This window comes from Ectobacillus funiculus, assembly GCF_004138295.1.
GTDB classification, from domain to species: domain Bacteria; phylum Bacillota; class Bacilli; order Bacillales; family Bacillaceae_G; genus Ectobacillus; species Ectobacillus funiculus.
The window spans coordinates 33,391-56,405 of the sequence record NZ_SCFM01000045.1; the positions used below are offsets into that span (position 1 = coordinate 33,391).

The 23,015-nt window shown below is 41.6% G+C and carries 16 protein-coding genes; 13 read left to right on the top strand and 3 right to left on the bottom strand.

Going from position 1 to position 23,015, the window contains the following annotated elements; genetic code table 11:
* Positions 1 to 37 precede the first annotated feature (37 nt).
* Positions 38 to 808 (bottom strand): class I SAM-dependent methyltransferase, encoded by a 771-nt coding sequence (locus EP737_RS20755; protein WP_129730559.1) that lies wholly within the window; start codon positions 806 to 808, stop codon positions 38 to 40.
* Between the two features lie 130 nt (positions 809 to 938).
* Here EP737_RS20755 and EP737_RS20760 point away from each other — a divergent pair, with 130 nt between their 5' ends.
* Complete coding sequence (locus tag EP737_RS20760) at positions 939 to 1,811, top strand: LysR family transcriptional regulator (protein ID WP_246040326.1); 873 nt, start codon at positions 939 to 941, stop codon at positions 1,809 to 1,811.
* Between the two features lie 200 nt (positions 1,812 to 2,011).
* Here EP737_RS20760 and EP737_RS20765 read toward each other — a convergent pair whose 3' ends face one another.
* Positions 2,012 to 3,004, bottom strand: a complete 993-nt coding sequence (locus EP737_RS20765) for an NADPH:quinone oxidoreductase family protein (protein ID WP_129730563.1) — start codon at positions 3,002 to 3,004, stop codon at positions 2,012 to 2,014.
* 1,254 nt (positions 3,005 to 4,258) lie between these two features.
* Here EP737_RS20765 and EP737_RS20770 point away from each other — a divergent pair.
* From EP737_RS20770 to EP737_RS20825, 12 genes are all read left to right on the top strand, one after another.
* Positions 4,259 to 5,608: an NAD(P)-dependent oxidoreductase gene (locus EP737_RS20770; RefSeq protein ID WP_129730593.1), complete on the top strand. Its 1,350-nt coding sequence runs from the start codon at positions 4,259 to 4,261 to the stop codon at positions 5,606 to 5,608.
* 23 nt (positions 5,609 to 5,631) lie between these two features.
* Positions 5,632 to 6,918, top strand: a complete 1,287-nt coding sequence (gene preA / locus EP737_RS20775) for an NAD-dependent dihydropyrimidine dehydrogenase subunit PreA (RefSeq protein WP_129730565.1) — start codon at positions 5,632 to 5,634, stop codon at positions 6,916 to 6,918.
* Positions 6,919 to 6,966: 48 nt separating this feature from the next.
* A complete protein-coding gene (hydA, locus tag EP737_RS20780; protein ID WP_129730567.1) occupies positions 6,967 to 8,385 on the top strand; it encodes a dihydropyrimidinase in 1,419 nt (472 codons plus the stop codon).
* 65 nt (positions 8,386 to 8,450) lie between these two features.
* Positions 8,451 to 8,669, top strand: coding sequence for a hypothetical protein (locus tag EP737_RS20785; protein ID WP_129730569.1), 219 nt, complete (start codon positions 8,451 to 8,453; stop codon positions 8,667 to 8,669).
* A 268-nt stretch (positions 8,670 to 8,937) separates the two neighbouring features.
* Positions 8,938 to 10,539 carry a PucR family transcriptional regulator gene (locus tag EP737_RS20790; RefSeq protein ID WP_129730571.1) on the top strand — a complete coding sequence of 534 codons (1,602 nt, stop codon included), beginning with the start codon at positions 8,938 to 8,940 and terminating at the stop codon, positions 10,537 to 10,539.
* Between the two features lie 343 nt (positions 10,540 to 10,882).
* Positions 10,883 to 12,349, top strand: coding sequence for a CoA-acylating methylmalonate-semialdehyde dehydrogenase (locus EP737_RS20795; RefSeq protein WP_129730573.1), 1,467 nt, complete (start codon positions 10,883 to 10,885; stop codon positions 12,347 to 12,349).
* Positions 12,350 to 12,367: 18 nt separating this feature from the next.
* The gene (locus EP737_RS20800) at positions 12,368 to 13,720 is read left to right on the top strand and encodes an aspartate aminotransferase family protein (RefSeq protein WP_129730595.1); all 1,353 of its coding nucleotides are present in this window, start codon (positions 12,368 to 12,370) and stop codon (positions 13,718 to 13,720) included.
* A gap of 620 nt (positions 13,721 to 14,340) precedes the next feature.
* Positions 14,341 to 15,360 (top strand): LacI family DNA-binding transcriptional regulator, encoded by a 1,020-nt coding sequence (locus tag EP737_RS20805; RefSeq protein WP_246040329.1) that lies wholly within the window; start codon positions 14,341 to 14,343, stop codon positions 15,358 to 15,360.
* A gap of 105 nt (positions 15,361 to 15,465) precedes the next feature.
* Entirely contained in the window at positions 15,466 to 16,701 is a 1,236-nt protein-coding gene (locus tag EP737_RS20810) for an ABC transporter substrate-binding protein (protein ID WP_129730577.1), read from the top strand.
* Between the two features lie 165 nt (positions 16,702 to 16,866).
* Positions 16,867 to 17,703: a carbohydrate ABC transporter permease gene (locus EP737_RS20815; RefSeq protein ID WP_246040330.1), complete on the top strand. Its 837-nt coding sequence runs from the start codon at positions 16,867 to 16,869 to the stop codon at positions 17,701 to 17,703.
* Positions 17,703 to 18,521: a carbohydrate ABC transporter permease gene (locus EP737_RS20820; RefSeq protein WP_129730581.1), complete on the top strand. Its 819-nt coding sequence runs from the start codon at positions 17,703 to 17,705 to the stop codon at positions 18,519 to 18,521. Before EP737_RS20815 ends, EP737_RS20820 begins: the two co-directional genes overlap by 1 nt.
* Positions 18,522 to 18,567: 46 nt before the next feature.
* Positions 18,568 to 20,754, top strand: coding sequence for an alpha-galactosidase (locus tag EP737_RS20825; protein WP_129730583.1), 2,187 nt, complete (start codon positions 18,568 to 18,570; stop codon positions 20,752 to 20,754).
* A gap of 232 nt (positions 20,755 to 20,986) precedes the next feature.
* Here the strand turns inward: EP737_RS20825 and EP737_RS20830 are convergent, their stop codons facing one another.
* A complete protein-coding gene (locus tag EP737_RS20830) occupies positions 20,987 to 22,255 on the bottom strand; it encodes an MFS transporter (protein ID WP_129730585.1) in 1,269 nt (422 codons plus the stop codon).
* Positions 22,256 to 23,015: the final 760 nt, after the last annotated feature.

Below are 23,015 nucleotides of genomic sequence, written 5' to 3' on the forward strand. Positions count from 1 at the left end.
TTCTGCTCTCCTTTTGTGGATAGGAAGATCAACATGTCTATTCCTTAATGCCTATTACGCGAATTCTTTTGTAATCAGCAATCCATTTTCCATCATGAAACAAGCTCTTGCCAAGATTCTCTTGAACTGCCATAATCATCTGTTCTCTTACATCCTCAGGCACTCCGATAAAAAGTCCACTTCCAAACATATGCAGCCAATTCCGGATTCCATCCTTCCCCTCTAAAGGTGTCGGTCTATAAAAGTATTGAATATAAGCGACGGTAAAACCTACCTCCTCCATGAGAGCTGCATATTCACCAGTGCTCGGAAAATACCAAGGAAACTGTGCCATGTCGTATTCTAATTCATAAGCTGCATATTGATTGATCACTTCATCTGTAATCATTTTAATATTACCTTTACCGCCAAATTCCGCAATAAATCGGCCTCCTTGCTTCAGACTCTGATATATGCTGTGCAGAGCTTGCCTTTGCGGCTTAATCCAGTGAAGTGCCGCATTGGAGAATACCGCGTCAAACTCCTCGTGATAATCTAGCGCAGTTGCATCATGAACAGCAAACTGTATCTGTGGATATTTATGCTGTGCTTGCTGGATCATATTCTCTGATGCATCAATTCCTATCACTTGGGCTCCAAGCTCGTGAATTTTATTTGCCAAATCTCCTGTACCACAGCCAACATCCAAAATGTGTTCAGCTTCTCTTGGAGCTAATGCAGTAATTAAGTCCTGACCGAATCTTGAAACGAAGGAGTGGTTTGTGTCATACATTGTAGCGTTCCATGCATCTTGCCCAGCATGCTTCATTTTTTATTCCCCCTTAGTATCTGTGGTTTACAAATCATGTAGTGTTTGTAATTGTATTGTACAAAAACGGATATATAATGAAAATTAACAAAAGAAAGGGATTTTGATAACGCATCGTTATCACGGGGGGATGATTTTGGAGATTAAGTGGTTAAAAACATTTATCGTTGCAGCTAAATACGAGAATTTTAGGAAGACGTCTGAAGAGCTTTTTTTAACGCAGCCTGCTGTCACAAAGCATATCAAACGTCTTGAGGAGGAGCTCCATGTTGAGTTGTTTGAGAGAACAAAGAAAAAATCAGTTTTAACTGCTGCTGGCTATCAGTTTCTTCCATACGCAAGGAGCATCGTAGATAAATACGAGGAAGGTCGAACCAGTCTCGAGTCATGGAGGCAGGGCTATAAGCGGAGGTTAGTAATTGCAGCGGCACCGCAAATTGCATCCTCTATGTTTCCGTCGTTACTAAGGACCTTTATGGATGAAAATCCTGATATAGACGTAGTGGTTCAGATAACTTCTTCTTTTCAGGTAGGAGAGGAGGTTAGCTTAGGCAGGGCGGATTTGGGCTTAACGCGAGTGGAAGCAATGCAAACAAATATATATAGCGAGGTTGTACATGAGGAACCGGTTGTTTTGGTAGGTCCTTATAATGAGTATTGTCTTGAAGAACATATGGCACTTAGTACATACAGAGTCATTACGGATAATCATCCGGATTATTGGGATTATCTTTTACGGCAAATTAAAAGCTATTATCCGAATGTGAGAACGATGGCTGTAAATCAAGTGGAGATTACAAAGCGTTTTATTGAACAGGGGCTTGGTGTATCTTATTTACCAGTAACGATGGTTAGAGATGAAGTGCAAAATAGCAGACTGAGAGAGATAAGGAGAGAGCAGGTTATAGCGCCGAAATCGAAAACATATCTGTTGCAAAAGACAAAAACAGAGGAGGCGGAAGTCTTTAGGGTATTTTTGAAAGAGGTGCTTACTAAATTTTAATTGGAGAGAACATAAACAAAAAAGCAGGTCATGTTACAGGAAGCTAGCTATAACATGACCTGCTTTTTTACAATGCAGGAAAGCATAAATTTTCAGCTAGGAGTCATTCGACGTAGTCGAAAATTTTAGGGCTACAGTGTCAGGGCAGTTTCGCCTCTGTCTTCGCCCAAGGGCAGGGCTCGCCAATTGACGAATTTTCTTTACAACTTTACAATTGTTCTTCCACGCATTTCAGCTTTTAAAATTGAGGAAAGTACCTGAGGCAGTTCATCCAATGTAACTTCTTGAGCAATGTAATTTAGAAGTGCCTCTGGCTTCAAATCGGTTGCCATACGTTCCCAGAGCGTTTTACGCAGCTCCATTGGGCAGTACACTGAATCAATGCCGAGCAAGTTTACTCCGCGCAAAATAAAAGGATATACAGTTGTCGGTACATCTCCGCCACCTGTTAAGCCGCTTACTGCAACTGAGCCCCCATATTGCAACATGATTAATATGGAAGCAAGTGCTTTGCCTCCGACAGGGTCAATTGCAGCTGCCCACCTTTGCTTCCCGAGCACTGGAATTGGGTCAATCGAAAAATCCTCACGAGAAAGTATGTCAGCAGCCCCGATTGCTCGCAAGTACTCATGCTCAGATGCCTTGCCTGTGCTGGCAACAACGTGATAGCCGCGTTTTGCGAGCATTGCGACAGCTGTGCTTCCAACCCCGCCTGTTGCACCTGTTACGAGCACAGGTCCCTTTTCTGGTGTAAGTCCGTTTTCTTCTAAACGATGGATGGATAGGGCTGCTGTAAAGCCGGCAGTTCCAAATACCATTGCTTCTTTTAACGTTAATCCTTTCGGAAGCGGGACAATCCAGTCACTTGGAACCCGTGCATACTCGCTAAAACCGCCAAAATGGGATACCCCAAGCTCATAGCTTGTCACAATAACCTCATCTCCTGCCTGAAAGCGGGAATCATTTGATTCTGTTACTGTACCAGCAAGGTCAATGCCCGGTATGAATGGATATGATCGAACGATTTTCCCCTTTGGGATACTTGCTAAGCCATCCTTATAATTGACGCTTGAGTAAGCTGTACGGATGGTTACATTTCCCTCAGGTAAATCATCTAATGTTAGGTGTTGAATATCTGCAGAGAAATTGTCTTCTGTTTTGTTCACAACAAAGGCACGGAATGAATTTGTCAAAAGTGCACCTCCTACATAATTTATATAGTTATAGTATACCTTCGCCTTGAATTAGGCAAAAAATAGAGGTAATTAGCAAGCCTTCTTTAGAACAACAGTGCTATATCAAAGATCTAGCCATAATATTAGGATACATAGCACCCAAAAACATTGGGAAATGTGCTATCTGTTTTACCTTGAAAGTGACTGTTTGTCGTAAGGGGTTGAACCAAGGTGAAATTTATTCGCATGAATACAAGGAATTGCCTGACTGGCACACAGAAAAAGCATCGATAACGAAAGTATGAAACGAATGGAAGATATGCTCGAAAATCCTTTTTTTTACAAAGGATTAATAAGCGATTTACAAACCAATGTTACAGTAGGAAGTGGGTAGGGCAGCATGCGTGGCTGCCAAGGTATAGAGCGTAGGTGGGGCTGATACCAGGGGCGGGCTAATCATAACGTCCTTTCTATTTTATATTTGAAATTAAAATAAAAGCAAACTATTCCAAGAAGCTATCCAAATTGTGGACAAGCTTTTTTTACATTGTAGGAAAGTATAAATTTCCAGCTAGAAGTGAATTCGAAGTAGTCGGAAATTTTAGGAATACAGTATAAGTGCAACTATGCCTTTGTCTTCGCCCAAGGGCACGGATCGCCAGTCGGCGAGTTTTCTTTATTTGTATACAAATTTCTTGTACAGAGGTTGTTTGCTCATCAAAAAGAAGCGAGTATCTGCACTTTTCCTGCTTAGAAGTTTTATGGAATCCTTGATAACTATTTAAACAAACGTTTGATTGAACAGGAATAGAAGCGTATTTTGTCAAGAAATATTGTCGAAAACCCAAATTTTCCTGGGAAATAAGGAGAAGAGTAAACAACTTAATAAAAAATCTGTCAAAGTAGCTTATTTATGATGGAGGTTCTTATGGGTTTAAAGTTTGAAAGAGATTGCAAATCATTGGTTATTTTCACTGATAGTGATTGGCTGAAATTTTACATTATGCTTAATAAAAACATGTAAACTTTTTACAAATTGTATAATGGAAAGAATTCAGAAAATTATTACAATAAGAACAAGTACAAAAACGACCGGGACATCTGCATACATACAAGGCGATATGATTAGGGAATGGATGCGGGGTAGGACCGCAATGCAAAATCAGTTTAGATAGCGATTTGTTTTTGAAATGAAATTCTCACTCTTTTTCATAGAATTCGTTTTTCCTATTTTCTAAAGGGGGTTGAGGGAGATTGAATAAAACGAAAAAAGTGGCTCTTTCATTAACAGACTTGCGGTCAAATTTTAAGGAGGTTCAGAGCGGGCTTTCAAATAGAGAGGCAGCTGAAGAAGCAAATCGTTGTTTATATTGTTACGACGCTCCTTGCATAAAGGCATGCCCGACGGAAATTGATATTCCGAAATTTATTAAGAAGATTGCTTCAGGAAATCTAAAGGGATCGGCAGCAACGATTATGCTGTCAAATCCAGTTGGTGCTAGCTGCTCACGTGTATGTCCAACGGAGGAGCTATGTGAGGGTGCTTGCGTGTTAAACCATGCTACTAAGCCGATTCAGATTGGAAGTTTGCAGCGTTATGCAACGGATTGGGCGATCCGAAATGAACAGATATTGTTTGAGGTAGGGGAGAAGAAGGGGAAAACAGTAGCGGTCGTCGGTGGAGGGCCTGCAGGCTTGTCGGCAGCAAGGGAGCTTGCTCGTCTCGGATATACTGTAACCATTTTTGAAGCGGAGGCACAGGCAGGAGGATTGAACACGTACGGCATTGTTTCATTCCGTCTGCCACAGGCTGTGTCTTATTGGGAAGTAGATCAAGTGAGAAGCTTAGATGTGGAGATTCGAACTAATACATGTGTGGGTCGTGATGTTTCAACAGAGGAGCTTTTGGAACGATATGATGCTGTTGTGCTTGCAATTGGTATGGGAAAGGTTCCGATGCTTGGCATTGATGGAGAAGAGCTGGACGGTGTGTATGATGCTATTGATTTTGTGAAACGGACAAAAACAAACGAGCTGACAAACGAATTCATTGGAAAACGAATTGTAGTTATTGGTGCGGGGAATACAGCTATTGATGGTGCGACATGTTCGGTAAGGCTTGGTGCAGAGAATGTTAAGATTTTATATCGCCGCACACGTGAGGAGATGAGTGCGTACGATTTCGAGTACGAGTTTGCCAAGCAGGATGGCGTAGAATTCCGGTGGCTGACTGCGCCTAAGCGTATTATTGGTGAGAATGGAAGTGTTACAGGTATCGAGTGCGTGAAAATGGCCCTTGGTGATCCTGATAAGGACGGTAGACGGCGTCCGGAAGTGGTAGCAGGCTCTGAATTTGTGATTCCTGTGGATGTTGTAATTAAAGCGATTGGCCAATCGCGTTACATAGAGATGATTGAGGGATTTGGTCTCACACATAGCCACGGTGTTGTAATGGTTACGAAGGGAACATTTCAAACATCAAACCCGAAGGTCTATGCATGTGGTGATGTGACATTTGGTAAAGGACAAGGCGAGGCGATGGTCGTAACTGCAGCTCAGCAAGGAAAGCTGACGGCTCATGAGATACATAAGCAGTTTGCGTCTGTGACAGAAACCGTTTAATTCAGGAGAAGGGGGAACGGAAGATGGCGGATTTAAAAATAAATTTAGCAGGTATTGAATCTCCAAACCCGTTTTGGCTGGCGTCAGCGCCGCCTACGAATTCTGGTTACCAAGTACAGCGTGCATTTGAAGCAGGCTGGGGCGGAGCTGTATGGAAAACGCTTGGAGATCCAATTTTAAACGTTTCTTCCCGATTCGCAGCGGTTAGCTTTAACGGTCAGCGAGTAGCCGGTTTTAATAATATCGAATTGATTACAGACAGGCCATTAGAGGTCAACTTAAAGGAAATTTACGAAACAAAAAAGAGATTTCCTAATCATGTGATCGTCGCCTCGCTTATGGTTGAACCAAAGCAGGAGAAATGGCATGAAATTGTAAAGCGTGTCGAGGAGGTTGGTGTGGATGGACTTGAGTTGAACTTTGGCTGTCCGCACGGTATGGCAGAACGAGGTATGGGCTCTGCTTCCGGTCAGGTTCCTTCTCTTGTTGAAAGACAAACATACTGGGTGAAGGAAGTCGCAAAAACACCAGTTATTGTAAAGCTTACGCCAAATATCACCGATATTACAGCAACAGCGGAGGCAGCGGTGAAGGGCGGTGCTGATGCTGTTAGTATGATTAATACTATTAATAGCTTAATGGGTGTCGATCTTGATACGTGGAATACAATTCCTCATGTTGCTGGAAAAGGAGCTCATGGCGGCTATTGTGGACCGGCGGTGAAGCCAATTGCGTTAAACATGGTAGCGGAATGTGCTCGTCATCCGCGTATTAATGTGCCCATTTCAGGTATTGGCGGTATTTCAAACTGGCAGGATGCTGCAGAATTTTTACTTATGGGTGCGACAGGGGTTCAAGTTTGTACCGCTGCCATGCACCATGGCTTCCGTATTGTTGAGGATATGATCGATGGGCTCAATAACTATCTTGATAGCAAAGGAATTGCTTCTGTCAGGGATATTATCGGAAAATCAGTTCCGCGTTACTCTGACTGGGGAGATCTTGACTTGAACTATAAGATAGTTGCTCGTATTAATACCGAAACGTGCATTAATTGTAATAAATGCCATATTGCTTGTGAGGATACATCCCATCAATGTATTGATATGCTGAGGGACGCATCAGGTAAAGGTTTTCTCCGTGTTCGTGAGGAGGATTGTGTAGGCTGTAATTTATGCTCTATTGTTTGTCCAGTGGACGGTGCGATTTCAATGGTAGAGCTTCCAAGTGAAATTGCGCCAATGACGTGGAATGAGCGTCAAGCTGCATTGGGGGCTTTATCAGATTGTGAGACTAATATTGTAAAGTAAGTGAATTGTGAAGGTGAGGCGGAAGATATATAGGGGGGAACTTATACAATGGGAAAGCTGATTAAAAATGGAACAATTGTAACGGCTGCTGATATATACGAAGCGGATGTATTGATTGAAGACGGAAAGATAGCAGCTATTGGTACAGATTTGAAGAGTGAGGGTGTAGAGGTAATTGATGCAACAGGACGCTATTTGTTTCCAGGAGGTATTGATCCGCACACCCACTTGGATATGCCTTTTGGCGGGACAGTTACGAGAGATGATTTTGAGACAGGTACGGTAGCAGCTGCGTTTGGCGGAACGACTACTATCATTGACTTTTGCTTAACCAATAAAGGGGAGCCGCTAGGCAATGCAATCCAGACATGGCATGAAAAATCAAAGGATAAAGCGGTTATTGATTATAGCTTCCATTTAATGATTGGCGAAATGAATGATGATGTGCTTAGGGAGCTTCCGCAGGTTATTCATGAGGAAGGGATTACTTCCTTTAAAGTATTTATGGCTTACAAAAATGTATTTCAGGCAGATGATGGGACGCTATACCGTACGCTGCTCGCGGCAAAGGAGTTTGGTGCGCTTGTCATGGTTCACGCGGAAAACGGTGATGTGATTGATTATTTAACAAGGCAAGCACTCAAGGAAGGGAATACAGATCCTATCTATCATGCGCTTACAAGACCGCCCGAAATAGAAGGAGAAGCAACAGGACGGGCTTGCCAGCTGACGGGTCTAGCGAATTCGCAGCTCTATGTTGTACATGTTTCCTGTGCTGATGCAGTCGAGAAAATTGCAGAGGCGCGAAATAAGGGTCTTGATGTGTGGGGAGAGACGTGTCCGCAATATTTAGTACTAGATCGCTCCTATTTAGAAAGGCCAAATTTTGAAGGGGCGAAATATGTATGGTCACCGCCCCTGCGTGAGAAATGGCATCAGGATGTACTATGGAATGCCTTGAAAAACGGTCAGCTGCAAACAATCGGATCTGATCAATGTTCCTTTGACTTTAAAGGGCAAAAGGAGCTCGGGCGCGGAGATTTTACAAAAATTCCAAATGGCGGCCCGACAATTGAAGATCGTATGAGCATCTTGTTTTCTGAAGGTGTGAAACAGGGAAGAATTACGCTCAATCAGTTTGTTGATATTACTTCTACAAGAATTGCGAAGCTGTTTGGTTTATTTCCGCAAAAAGGGACGATTGCAGTTGGAACAGATGCAGACATTGTCATCTTTGACGCGAATGTAGAGCGTGTCATTTCTAGGGAAACGCATCATATGGCTGTGGATTATAACGCGTTTGAAGGCATGAAGGTAATAGGGGAGCCAGTCAGTGTGCTATGTCGCGGTGAATTTGTTGTACGAAACAGGCAATTTGTGGGGAAGGCTGGTTACGGATCGTATCTGAAGAGAAAAAAATACGGTGAGGATATGAAACACCAGCAGGACTCAATCCCGGTGCAATAATCTTACTTTCTCAAATTGAAAATTATATGTGGGGATAACCGGAAGTGTGAAAAAGGGGTGTGTGCATGTCCTATCAAGAGTTTTTGACGGAGCGCGATAGAATTGATTTTCTTATTCAGAAGGGATATAGTATTCGGGCCGTTCAGGAAAACTTAGACGGTGCTTTCGTACAATTTGAGAGACAGAATGATGGGGAAAGCGAAACAGAAACGCTGCATGTTCGGACGGCCGATGGAAGGAAGTACTTTTCGGCTTTTTTGATTCGCCAAGGAACAGCAGGATAGTATATGTAAAAGGGATTGACTGCATGCAGTCAATCCCTTTTACATATACGCGTATGGAGAAATGGCATACAAGCTGGATGTGTATTTAGCAATCCATAAAAGGAAATAGAGTCAGGTAATCTGACAAATCGGTAGAGGGAAGAGTTTAAATAATTGTATAGTTTCTTATACATAAGGACAAAGCAAGCATTGTTGGGCTATAAAGGGAAAAGTGCTAGTCTGCAAGAATAGTATTAAGAAGATTATGTTTTCAAAAAGGAGTGAGAAGATGCAATATCATTTCCAGCTTACCGTAACGGACATATTGAAAAGGAAGCATTTTGAAAACATTCAATTCATTGCTGGACAGGGGGGACTATATCGAGTTGTGAAATGGGTTCATGTTGTAGAAGTAGCAAAAATCAAATCGCTGCTAAATGGAAATGAACTTATTTTGTCAACTGGAGTTGGTTGGCGCGATGATTCGCAGGCCTTTGTAGCTTTTCTGCAGGAGCTGATCGACAGCAACGCCTCTGGACTGTGTATTGATATGGGATCGTCAGTCTTTCCTATTCCACAGGAAGGAGTTGCATTGGCTAATGCGCATCAATTCCCTATTTTACTTTTTTTAAAGGAAGTTCCTTTCGTTGAAATTACCCACGATATCCACTCTCACTTAATTCATCAGCATTATCAAATGATTTCGAATCTAGAAGAGTATTCCCAGCAACTTAATAAGAAATTATTGTCCATCCAGCATCATGAAGAAATTTTGTCGCTGCTGCATGATCATCTTGGTCATACAGTGTTGTTCCGGATGAAGGGAAATGATGTGCAGATGGTTCCATCTAGCAGCGATGTTTCGTATGCCTTTTTGGTAGAATGTCAGGGGAAGGAGTTATTGCAAAAGCGGGTTGCACATCAATCGATCCAAGTGTTAGGGCAGAACTATGCTGATTTGTATATTTATGCTGAGGACGAGGAAATTAGTGAATATGATACGTTAATCTTAGATCGGACTTCCACCGCTGTAGCGCAGCACTTATTACGAGATTTATATGTGGAAGAAAAAAAGCGGGCAGAAGAGGATGAATGGGTGAACAGCTGGCTTCATGGAGAGCATACGGAGATTGAAATTGCTGATTTTTTAAAGAGCTCCTATGCAAATGGAAAATGTAAGGGTGGAACAGTATGTATTTGCAAGTTCCATGAATTTCCCCAATCCGGTTCTGATAAAACATATTTTAAGCTGTTGTTTCGGACTATTTTTGAGCAACTGGGTTTCTATGCACTATCTATAGAAAAGAGAAATGAAGCGACCTTTATTTTATTAAATTATCGAGAGACTAAAAATCAGAAGCAGCGTTTAGAGATGGGAATTGAGAAGTTACTAAACTCAGAATTTATTAAGAAACGAAAGACAGTTGTGACAGTCGGGGTAGGAAAACTAATTGAGCAGTTATCGGATATGCATAGAAGCTTTAAAACAGCACAGGAAACGATAAGGGTTCAAAATAACCTGGCGAAGGTATGTCATTTTTATGAGGATTTGCATATGTATCGCATCCTTTCTATGCTGAATGAGCAGAGCGATTTGCAGGGAATTGTTATGGAATATTTGGATCCGGTTGTTCGTTATGATAAGAAATACAATGGGAAGTTAATGGAAACATTGCGAGTGTATTTATCCTGCAATGGCTCTAAGCAGGAGACAGCAAATCGGCTGTTTGTTGTGCGCCAAACGCTATATCACCGGATTACAAAGCTGGAGGGCTTGCTTGGCAATGATTTTATGAATTCAGAAAAACGCCTTGTTATCGAGTTTATGCTGCAAGCATATGATTATCTCGTTTCGACGAAGCAGATGAAACAATATCCTGTTGAAAGATAGGTAAGCTGACCTGTATGTATAGGTTGGTTTTTTTTTACTGGAGGAAAGTATAAATTTCTAGCTAGAAGTGATTCGACGTAGTCGGAAATTTTAGGAATACAGTATAAGTAGGGCTACGCCTCTGTCTTCGCCCGAGAGCAGGGCTTGCCAATCAGCGAGTTTTCTTTAGCGTGCGAAAACATTTGTCTATCTGGTTCTGCTTACAGGGGATTGTAGCGTTTTTTCTAGTTGTGCAATGTGTAGAGGAAACTACCGTAAAGGTTTAACGTTCTGTCTAATGAACATCGTAGTTTCGTGAGAGATAATGGAAAAAAGAGGATAATAGTTCATGAGGGGGAATCAGATGGCAGCTTCTCAAAATGGTACGGTCATACTGAAAAACTTCATTAACGGTCAATGGATAGAGGCAGGCGGCAAAGAGGCATTGGAGGTGCCGAACCCAGCAACAGGAAAGGTGTTGGCGAAGGTAGTTCTCTCGACAAAGGAGGATGTGCAGAGAGCAGTGCGGGCAGCACAGCTGGCCTTTCAAAAGTGGAAGGATGTGCCAGTTCCGAAGCGTGCACGTATTTTATATAAATATCATCATTTATTAACAGAGCATCATGAGGAACTAACGCGGCTCATTGTACAGGAGAACGGAAAAGCATATAAGGAAGCATACGGAGAGGTTCAGCGCGGGATTGAGTGTGTGGAGTTTGCATCCGGAGCACCAACCTTAATGATGGGTGAAACCTTATCATGTATTGCTGAAGAGATTGATTCTGAGATGTTCCGTTATCCGCTTGGTGTTGTCGGCGGTATTGCACCATTCAATTTTCCGATGATGGTACCGCTTTGGATGTTTCCGCTAGCTATTGCATGTGGGAACACATTCGTGTTAAAGCCTTCTGAGCGTACACCGATCTTAGCTAACAGGCTTGCTGAGTTGTTCGCAGAGGCAGGAGCGCCAGCTGGTGTGCTAAATATTGTTCATGGTTCGCGCGATGTTGTAAACGGTTTACTCGAGCATGAGGACGTAAGGGCAATTTCGTTCGTAGGTTCACAGCCAGTGGCGAAATATGTGTATGAGCGCGCGGCTAAAGAGGGAAAGCGGGTTCAAGCTCTTTCAGGTGCAAAAAATCATCATATCGTCATGCCGGATGCGGATATCGAAAAAGCAGTGCAGCATATTATTACCTCAGCGTTTGGAAGTGCGGGTCAGCGTTGTATGGCTTGCAGTGCTGTCGTTGTTGTTGGTGATAATGATAGCTTTGTAAGAGTGTTGAAGGAGAAGGCGGATACACTTATTATCGGGGATGGAATGGAGGATGAAGTACTGCTTACACCGGTTATTCGCCAATCACATCGAGAGAGGGTCATGCATTATATTGAAGCTGGTGTGAAGGAAGGGGCGGTCCTCGTCCGTGATGGTCGTAAGGACATGACTGGGATGCCAGAAGGTACTTTTATAGGACCGACAATTTTTGATCGTGTTACTCCTGAGATGATAATCGTAAAGGATGAAATTTTTGCACCTGTTTTAAGTTTACTGCATGCGGCTGATCTTGATGAGGCACTTTTGTATATTCGAAAGTCACGTTATGGGAACGGTGCAACAATTTACTCAAAGGATGCAAAAGCAATCCGCAAGTTTCGCGAAGAAGCGGATGCAGGCATGCTTGGCGTCAATGTGGGAGTTCCAGCGACAATGGCATTCTTTCCATTTTCCGGATGGAAGGATTCCTTCTACGGGGACTTGCATGTAAATGGAAAGGACGGCGTAAATTTCTTTACACGTAAGAAAATGATTACATCCCGTTTTGATTTTTAAGAAGGAGAGGTCATGATGATGGTGCAAATGAATCAAGGATACGATATTTTGGCAAAGGACTCACAATATCTTTGGCATTCCATGAAGCCGTATAACCCTGATGCGACAATGGTTGTGGAGAAGGCGGAAGGGGCGTGGGTTACGGATCATACAGGGAAGCGGTATTTAGATGCAATGGCAGGCCTTTGGTGTGTGAATGTTGGGTATGGACGGGAGGAGCTTGCAGATGCGGCGTATGAACAGCTGAAGTCACTCGCGTATTTTCCACTTACACAAAGTCACGTACCTGCTATTAAGCTTGCAGAAAAATTAAATGAATGGCTTGGAGATGAGTATGTTATCTTTTTCTCCAATAGCGGGTCAGAAGCAAATGAAACTGCATTTAAAATTGCGCGTCAATATCATCAGCAAAAGGGTGAGCATACACGCTATAAAATCGTATCTCGTTATCGTGCGTACCATGGCAATTCCATGGGGGCGTTGGCAGCAACGGGCCAAGCGCAGCGGAAATATAAGTATGAGCCCCTTGCACCAGGATTTCTTCATGTTGCACCGCCGGACAGTTATCGCAGTAATGAGGATGGAAAAGAGCTTTGTGAGATGGAATCCGTTAAAGCGATTGATAACGTGATGACGTGGGAATTAAGTGAGACGATTGCAGCGGTTATTATGGAACCTATCATTACAGGGGGCGGTATTCTCATTCCACCGGACAGCTATATGAGAGGTGTTAAGGAGGTATGTGAAAAGCACGGGGCTTTGTTCATTGTAGATGAGGTTATTTGCGGCTTTGGGAGAACGGGTCAGCCGTTTGGTTTTAGGAACTATGGCGTAAAGCCGGATATTATTACAATGGCAAAAGGACTTACGAGCGCATATTTGCCGCTTTCGGCAACAGCTGTAAAACGTGAAATTTACGAAGCATTTAGCGGAACCGAGGAATACGATTTTTTCCGGCATATTAATACATTCGGAGGCAGTCCAGCAGCATGTGCGCTTGCATTAAAAAACTTGGAGATTATGGAACGGGAAAATTTAGTTGAGCGCTCTCGTACAATTGGTGCTCAGTTACTTAGAGAATTAAAGGAAGCACTAAAGAATCATCCGCTTGTCGGTGATGTACGAGGGAAAGGTTTATTAATTGGGATTGAGCTCGTCCGGGATCAGGCTTCAAAGGCACCGCTGGATGTAAACCTTGTAAATAAAGTAATCTCAGCATGTAAGGAAAATGGCTTGATTATTGGTAAAAATGGTGTAACGGTAGCGGGTTATAATAATGTGTTAACATTGTCCCCGCCGCTAAATGTTAAAGAGGAGGATCTACAGTTCCTTTTAAAAACATTGGTAGGGGCGCTTGAGCTAATTAAATAAGCGTCTCCAAACTCGTAATAGCTGTTTAAAAAAGGTTAGCTATATAAGAGATTTCGTCTAGAACGTGTGTCCATTTTTCAATTAAGAAAGAAAATTTGCTGATTAGTGAGCTGTTAGACGAAGACTTACACTGTATTTTTAAAATTTCCCGCAGTGAAATAAACCTCTCTTAGCAAAACGGAGAGGTTTATTTGTTTGCTCGAGCAAAGTTATCTAATATCTTATAAATCTTTACATTCAACTAATTTAATGTTGAGAATACCTGAAGTTTGGCTGGGAATTTAATAAAAGTTTTACTAAACTAAGTAATGGAAGGAGATGATAGAGAGGGTATGTTTAAAGTTTTAATAAGATGAAAAAGAAAAATATGGGGTGTTTACTTGTTTTTAGTAAAAACATAAAGGGGGAAATCAGGTTATTTTAATAAGGAAAGTCTAGAATTAATGGGGTTTTATTGATTTAATTATAAATTTACTTAAAATTTAGTAATAAATATATTGAAAGAGCTTTCATTAACTGGTATATTGTTATCAGGGATTTAGTTAACTTTAGTTAATGGAAAATGAATTTTACTAATTTCTAACATATAAGATTTGTAAGAAAGAGAGGATCAGTAGTTGATGGCGACAATAAAGGATATAGCACGCGAAGCAAATGTATCTACTGCAGCAGTGTCTCGCATATTAAATTACGATCAAACCCTTTCTGTTTCCGATGACACACGTCAAAGAGTATTGGAAGTTGCACAGCAGTTAGATTATAAGCCTTCCAAAAGAAGATCAAGCGGGAAGGCAGCAAAGGAAGAAAAACGTACCTTTCAAATTGGACTAGTTATAGCCTTAACGCCGCAGGATGAGGTAAATGATCCATATTTTCTCTCCATCCGCCAAGGGATAGAGAGGCGTTGTGAGCAGATTGGGCTCAACATATCATCGGTAATCAGAATTAACGAAGAAACAATCTATAGTAATTTTCAAGAGATGGACGGTTTGATTGTAATAGGCAGTATTGATATAGCTGAAGGAAATCCATTTTACCTTCAAAACACAAATGTTGTGTTTGTGAACAGTTCTCCCGATGAGGATCGATTTGATTCTGTAATCTCTGATTATGAGAGAGCTACAGAAGGGGTGCTGCATCAATTGTTTGCTGCAGGACATGAACGTATCGGGTATATCGGCGGAAAAGAGATGGTAAAACGGCTGAATGGAGAGGTATACCGTATGGAGGATACACGGGAGAAGACCTTTCAAAGAATCACGAAAGAGAAGGGGTTATATAATACTGAATATACTTTTATTGGTGAATGGACTTCGGCTGGAGGATATGAACTAATGAAAGAGGCTTTAGATAAGGGGAATCGTCCTTCAGCGTTTGTAGTGGCAAGTGATCCGATGGCGATTGGAGCCATGCGTGCTCTTCATGAAGCTGGTATAAAGGTTCCGGAAGAAATGGCGCTGATAAGTTTTGATGATATCGAAGCCGCAGCCTTTCTTAATCCGCCTTTATCAAGTGTAAAGGTGCATACAGATGAAATGGGAGCTCTTGCTGTGGATACGTTATTGAGTCGGCTGAAGGGGCGACAAATTCCGGTTAAGGTTGTGCTCCCTACAAAACTGATAGTCCGAGAAAGTTGTTAAATTAAATATACAGGGGGAACCTAGCTCCCCTTGTATCGAATGAAACACTTTTTGTTAGCAATAATTTTATATATAAAAATTATACATTATTAGGGGGTTTACGTAATGAAAAAGGTAATACCGTTAGTAATCACTGGAGCTTTATCAATCGCTGCCCTTAGCGGATGCGGCAAGTCAGACAATACTGCTTCCTCCGATGGTAAGGTGAAAATTGAATTTTTTGAGTATAAATCAGAAGCTAAGGGAACATTCCAAGAGCTAGCTAAGAAGTTTGAGAAAGAAAACCCAAATATTGATGTAGTTGTTTCCAATCCACCGGATGCTACAACAGTTTTAAAAACACGTGTTGCTAAACGCGATATTCCAGACATTATGGGTATCGGTGCAGATAACGTTTTTGCTGATCTCTCAAAAGCGGGAGTATTTACAGATGTTACGAAGGATAAGCGATTAGATCAAGTTCAACCGTCCTATGTACAGATGCTAAAAGATGTAACCGCTTCAGATAAGGTGTATGGAATTCCATATGCAACGAATGCTGACGCTGTTATTTACAACAAGGCAATCTTCAAGGAGCTAGGACTGGAAGTGCCAAAAACTTGGGATGAGTTCATTGGTGTAGCGAAGAAGGTTCAAGATGCAGGGAAAATCCCATTCTATTTCACATTTAAAGATTCTTGGACTACCCTTCCGGCATTCAACGTGCTTGCTGCGAATACACAAGGACCAGACTTCTTTAAAAATTTAAGCGCAGGCAAGACAACTTTCACGCAAGGATATAAAACAGCGGCAAATAAATTTGCAGAGTTGCTGCAGTATGGCCATAAAGATATGATGGGCAAAGCTTATAACGATGGAAACGTAGCGTTTGCAAAAGGTGAAGCCGCTATGTACCTGCAAGGTATTTGGGCAATCTCAGAAATCAAAAAAGCGAACCCGAATATTGATTTAGGAGTATTCCCATATCCTGTAACAAACAATCCAAATGAAACAAAGGTTGTTTCTGGTGTGGACTTGCTTTTAGGTTTATCCAGCCAAACAAAGCATGCGAAAGAAGCACAAAAGTTTATCGACTTCCTTTTAACGCAAGAAACTGCAAAAGCATATATTGACGATCAAAAAGCTTTCTCCGCTGTGAAGGGAGTAGAGCAGAAAGATACGAGTCTTGAAGGCTTGAACGATAGCATTGCGAAGGGTGCGCTTGTAGACTTCCCAGATCACTATATCCCAAGTGCTGTAGGCTTTGACAAAGTTCTTCAAGAGTTTACACAAAATAAAAATACAAATGACCTCTTAAACAAGTTGGATACTGAATGGAAAAAGGTACAAGGCCGTAAATAGATGAATGGTTGAGGGGGAATCGAGAGAAATTTCAGTTTCCCTCTCCCTATTATATAAGGAGGTAATCGCATGAACAATGTGGGTAAATTAACCACTGAGAACACAGAGTCTTCTGTTGTGCCTAAAAGGAAAAAGCTAAAGCAAGGCCACCTTGCGTATTATATTATGGCAGTCCCAGCGGTGCTCTTATTTGCAATCTTCCATACGTATCCGGCTCTGCAAGGGATTTATTATTCCTTTACAAACTGGGATGGTCTTAGCTTAAGGTATGACTTTGTTGGTTTAAAAAATTACTTGAGTTTATTTAAGGATGTCAACGTTCTGAACTCGTATTTATTTACGTTTAAGTTTGCCGTTTTGGCTACTATTTTAGTAAACGTGATTAGTTTGCTGATTGCGATGGGGCTGAACGCTAAAATTAAGTATAAAAACTTTTTCCGTGGTGTGTATTTTCTCCCGAACGTTTTAAGTATGCTTATCGTTGGTTTTATTTTTAACTACTTATTTGCCAATGTTGTACCAGAGTTAGGGAAAAAGCTTGGGATTGCATTGTTTTCCACAAATATTTTAGGAAATGAACACTGGGCATGGGTTGGTGTTGTAATCGTAGCAGTATGGCAGGCTTGCGCAATGAACACAATTCTTTATCTTTCAGGCTTGCAAACTGTACCGTCTGAATTGTATGAAGCTTCTGGTTTAGATGGTGCAAATAAATGGCAGGAATTTTGGCATATCACGTTCCCGATGATTGCACCTTTCTTTACAATCAATATGGTTTTAGCTATGAAAAACTTCTTAATGGTCTTCGATCAAATTGTTGCTTTAACGAATGGAGGACCTGGACGTGCTACAGAGTCAATTTCGCTGCTGATCTATAAGGGTGGATTCTCAGGTGGGGAATTTGCGTATCAGTCCGCGAACTCTGTTGTATATTTCATCATCATTGTAGTGATCTCTGTATTACAAATTAGATTTTTACAAAAACGAGAGGTGGATATGTAATGAGCAAACGCGTAAATTGGCCTGTAACTACATTGATTGCTCTCGGATCCTTAGTGATTTTGTTCCCGTTGTATATCGCGGTTATGATTGCCATCAAGTCACCATCTGAAACTGCCCAATCTGTTCTTTCGTTTCCGAAAGCATTACATTGGGAAAACTTTACGAATGCGATTAAAGCGACCAATTTCTTTCACGCATTTGGGAACAGTGTGTACATTACTGCAATTACTGTTATTTTTACGATCTTAACAAATTCAATGGTTGCTTATGCCATTGCCCGAAATATGGATAAAAAGTTCTTTAAGGTTTTGTATTACTACTTTGTAAGTGCGCTTTTTATTCCATTTCCTATTATTATGCTTCCGATTGTCAAACAAACGTCGACATTTGGGATGGATAATCCAAACGGATTGATTTTCCTATATGTGGTATATGGAATTGCTTTTAATATCTTTTTATATGTAGGTTATATTCGTTCGATTCCAAGAGAGCTTGAGGAAGCTGCGATTGTGGATGGCTGCAGCACGTGGGGTGTATTCTGGAAGGTGATTTTCCCGCTGCTTGCTCCTATGAATGCAACGGTGGCGATTTTGACATGCTTATGGGCTTGGAATGACTTTTTGCTGCCGCTCATTTTGTTGAACGATGAGTCGCAAATGACGCTACCGCTCGTACAATATGTGTTCCAATCTGAATTTGGAACTGACTACAACCTGGCATTTGCTTCGTATTTATTAGCGTTGTCTCCTATGGTGATTGTGTATATCATTGCACAAAAATGGATTATCAGCGGAGTGACAAGAGGAGCTGTGAAATAGGATTGATTTTGATTTAGAAACATTTAGAGAAAAGGTGGGTTATCTTATGGGGATACAATTTGATTCAGCTACACAAACATTTCATTTGCAAGCAGGTAATACGAGTTATGTAATGCAAGTGAGGTCAGGATACCTTGTTCATTTATACTGGGGAAGAAAGATTCGGAATTTTTCTGGAACGAATGCACTTCAATTCCTAGATCGAGCATTCTCAGGGAATCCATCTCCTTCTAAGGATCGAACATTCTCTCTTGATACGCTGCCGCAGGAATACCCAAGCTATGGGGCAACAGATTTTCGGGTACCAGCTTATCAAGTGCAGTTAGAAAATGGTACGACGGTAACGGATTTGCGTTATCAATCTCACCGGATTGTTCATGGGAAGCCATCCCTACCTGGCCTGCCGGCAACATATACAGAACAAGATGAAGAAGCGAGCACTCTAGAAGTGGAAATGAAGGATGAGCTTACAGACTTAATCGTTACCCTTTCCTACACAGTCTATGAGGAGAGAAACGTAATTACACGTTCGGTATCATATCAAAATAAAGGAAACGAGAACCTAAAGCTATTAAGTGCGTTAAGCGCAAACGTAGATTTTCGTACAGATAATTTTGATTTTGTTCACCTCTCTGGTGCTTGGGGGAGAGAGCGCTATGTAGAGCGCCATCCATTAAGAGTAGGCATGCAATCTGTTGAGAGCCGCCGCGGAGCGAGCAGTCATCAACAGAATCCATTTCTAGCATTAGTAAGCAAAGATACAACAGAGGACCACGGAGAAGTATACGCTTTTAACTTTGTGTACAGCGGGAACTTTATTGCTCAAGCAGAAGTTGATCAATTTCATAATACTCGTGTCTCAATGGGGATTAACTCGTTTGACTTCAGTTGGAAACTAGAATCGGGTGAAAGCTTCCAGTGTCCAGAGGTTGTTATGGTATATGCGGCGAATGGCTTTAGTGAGATGTCTAAAACCTTCCATGATTTATATAGAACTCGTTTGGCACGCGGTTCGTTCCGTGATAAAGAACGGCCAATTTTAATTAATAACTGGGAAGCGACGTATTTTGACTTCAACGCCGATAAAATTGAAGATATTGCAAAGGTTGGAAGCGAATTAGGAATTGAGTTGTTTGTCTTAGATGATGGTTGGTTTGGGAAAAGAGATAATGATACAACTTCCCTTGGCGATTGGTTTGTGGATCGTGACAAGCTTCCAGAGGGACTTGATGATTTAGCGGAGCGTGTTCGGAACCTAGATATGCAGTTTGGCTTATGGTTTGAGCCGGAAATGATCTCGGTGGACAGCGATTTATACCGCGAGCATCCGGATTGGTGCTTGCATGTTCCGAATCGCCCGCGCTCAGAAAGCCGTAACCAGTTGGTTCTTGATTATTCCCGCCCAGAAGTATGTGATGAAATTATTAAGCGTGTATGTGCGATTCTAGCTAGTGCTCCGATTACGTATGTGAAGTGGGATATGAACCGCCATATGACAGAAATCGGTTCGGCAGCTCTTCCGCCTGAGCGTCAGCGGGAAACAGCACATCGTTATATGCTTGGTTTATACCGAGTGATGGAAGAAATTACAGCAGCCTTTCCTCATGTGTTATTTGAAAGCTGCTCAGGCGGCGGCGGACGATTTGATCCAGGCATCCTGCATTATATGCCGCAAACATGGACGAGCGACAACACAGATGCAATATCTCGTCTGAAAATTCAGTATGGCACTAGCCTTGTATACCCAATTAGCTCCATGGGATCTCACGTATCAGCTGTTCCGAATCACCAGGTGCACCGCGAGACATCCCTTAAGATGCGCGGGGACGTTGCGATGAGCGGAAACTTCGGATATGAGCTTGATTTAACAAAGCTAACGGATCAGGAGAAGGAAGAGATTACAAAGCAGGTTCTTTTTTATAAGGAAAATCGTCAATTGATTCAGTTTGGAGACTTCTACCGCTTATGCAGCCCATTTGCAGGAAATGAAACAGCATGGATGTTTGTTTCTGAAGATAAAACAGAAGCCTTAGTATTCTATTATCGAGTATTGGCTGAGGCGAACGCTCCTTTATCGGTTCTTCCTTTAAAAGGACTAAATCCTGATGCGAACTATACGTTGGATAATGCGGAGGTTCACGGGGGAGATGAGTTGATGTATAGCGGCTTAGCTATTCCTGCAACAGTACACGGCGATTTCCAAAGCGTAGTTTGGAAACTGAAGGCTGAATAATTTGGATAACATAGCATAATAGAAAGTTATTTGCCCTTGATAACTAAAGCAACGACAGGACAAACAGCCCCTTTCACCTCTTAGAAATGAAAGGGGCTGTTTGATTTGCGCTGTAAAGAAAGTATAAATTTCTAGCTGGAAGCCAACTCGACGTAGTGAGAAATTTTAGGAATACAGTATAAGTAGGGCCACGCCTCTGTCTTCTCCCAAGAGCAGGGCTCGCCAATCGGAGTCATATATGTTCTTCATGAGAAGCTGCCGCTCGCTCTGGTACACGTACCAGTAATAGTCCCCCTAGGATAAACAGTACCACTAAACTGAATACGCCGCTGTTTGTATTTCCAGTCATTTGTGCTGTCACACCAACAAGTGCAGGGCCGATAATAGCTGCGAATTTTCCGCAAATATTATAAAAACCGAAAAATTCATTTGCTGCTTCTTTCGGAACAAGACGAGCAAAGTAAGCGCGGCTTAACGCTTGGATGCCGCCCTGAGAGGTAGCAACAAGCATAGCAAGAATCCAAAAGTCTAATGTTGTTTTAAGAAAATATGCATAGATGCAAATGATTATATACATGATAATGCCGACATATAGCATTATTTTTGTATTAAACCTTTCTGCAAGCCTTCCATATAATAATGCAAACGGACAAGCAACAACCTGTGTGACGAATAGAATAATTAATAGATTTGTAGAGCTGATCCCTAGGTCTGTTCCGTATGCGGTGGACATTGTAATGATTGTATCCAAACCGTCAATATAAAAGAAATAAGCGAGCAGGAAAAGAAAGAGGGGCTGCTGCTGCTTTATATTCCGAAAGGTTCCAAATAATCGTCTAAAGCTATTTATAATTGGATTTGGCTCTTGCGCGATATAATGACGCTGTTCCACATTTTTTAGCATGGGAATAGTGAACAATCCCCACCAGAGCGCGGTAATAGCAAATGCAGCTTGACTTGCAATAGTAACGCTTAACGGGAGTACGCCTTTCTGTGCCAGAATAATGAGGGCGATGGATAAAATAAATGGAATTGTGCTCCCGATATAGCCCATTGCAAACCCTCTAGCGGAAATTCGATTCATCCGTTCTTCACTCGTTACGTCAACGAGAAATGCATCGTAGAAAATATTAGCTCCTGCAAAGCCGATCACGGCACACATATAACAAATCAGCAGCACAATCCACTGCTTTCCAGGGATGATTGCCAGCAGTGTTGTAAAGATTATTCCTAAGAAAAAGAAGAAGGTGAAGAACCTTTTCTTAAAATGACGATAGTCAGCAATTGTTCCTAATATAGGAGCGAGAATTGATACAAGCAACGTAGCAATTGAATTGGCGTATCCCCAATATGCAGTCGAGTTTGCAGCCGTTACCCCTGCGTTCTTTGCTGCTGCCTTAAAGTATATGGGGAAGATAGCTGTTGTGATAATGAGGGAGTAAGCTGAATTTGCCCAATCGTAGAAAATCCAGCTTTTTTCTTGCTTCGATATTCCATTCATCAAGAACACCTCGCTTCTTCTATTTTGGATGTAACGTTATTAAGTACTTTTTACACTTTAAGAAAGTACAAATTTCTAGCTGGAAGACCATTCGACGTGGTGAGAAATTTTAGGAACAAAGTATAAGTGCAACTAAGCCTTTGTCTTCGCCTAAGGGCAGGGCTTGCCAATCTGCGGGTTTTTTTAATTGATCCGATCAGGTTGTTCCTTTTATGGAGCGCGCCAACCTGCCGAAGGGGGACTGAGTGGCGAATAAGTAAAATTGTACTACGTTCCCAGAAAGGAAATGGCTCTTTTACAAAAGTGTTACAGCACCTTAATACTCCTGCGGACAAATAAGGGATGAGGGGCAGAGGTTTATGGAAAAGTAAGCGAGGGATATATGTTTTGATGTATATGCATCCCCCTATTAATATTTACTCTTTAAGAGAGTATAAATTTCTAGTTAGAAGACCATTCGACGTAGTGAGAAATGTTAGGAATAAACTATAAGTACAACAACACCTCTGCTTCGCCTAAAGGCAGAGCTTGCCAATCGGCGAGCTTTCTTTATATGATAGAATTATGCAGCTCTCGAAAATAAAAAATAATAAAAAACTATTGCATTCGAATGAATTAATTGATATATTAATATCCGTCGCTGAGAGCAAAACAATCTGGAATGAATTAAAAAAGATTGTTGACATGGATAGCGTGAAATGATATAGTATGAAAGTCGCCTTTGAGCGATGGACAAGTTCTTTGAAAACTGAACAAAACA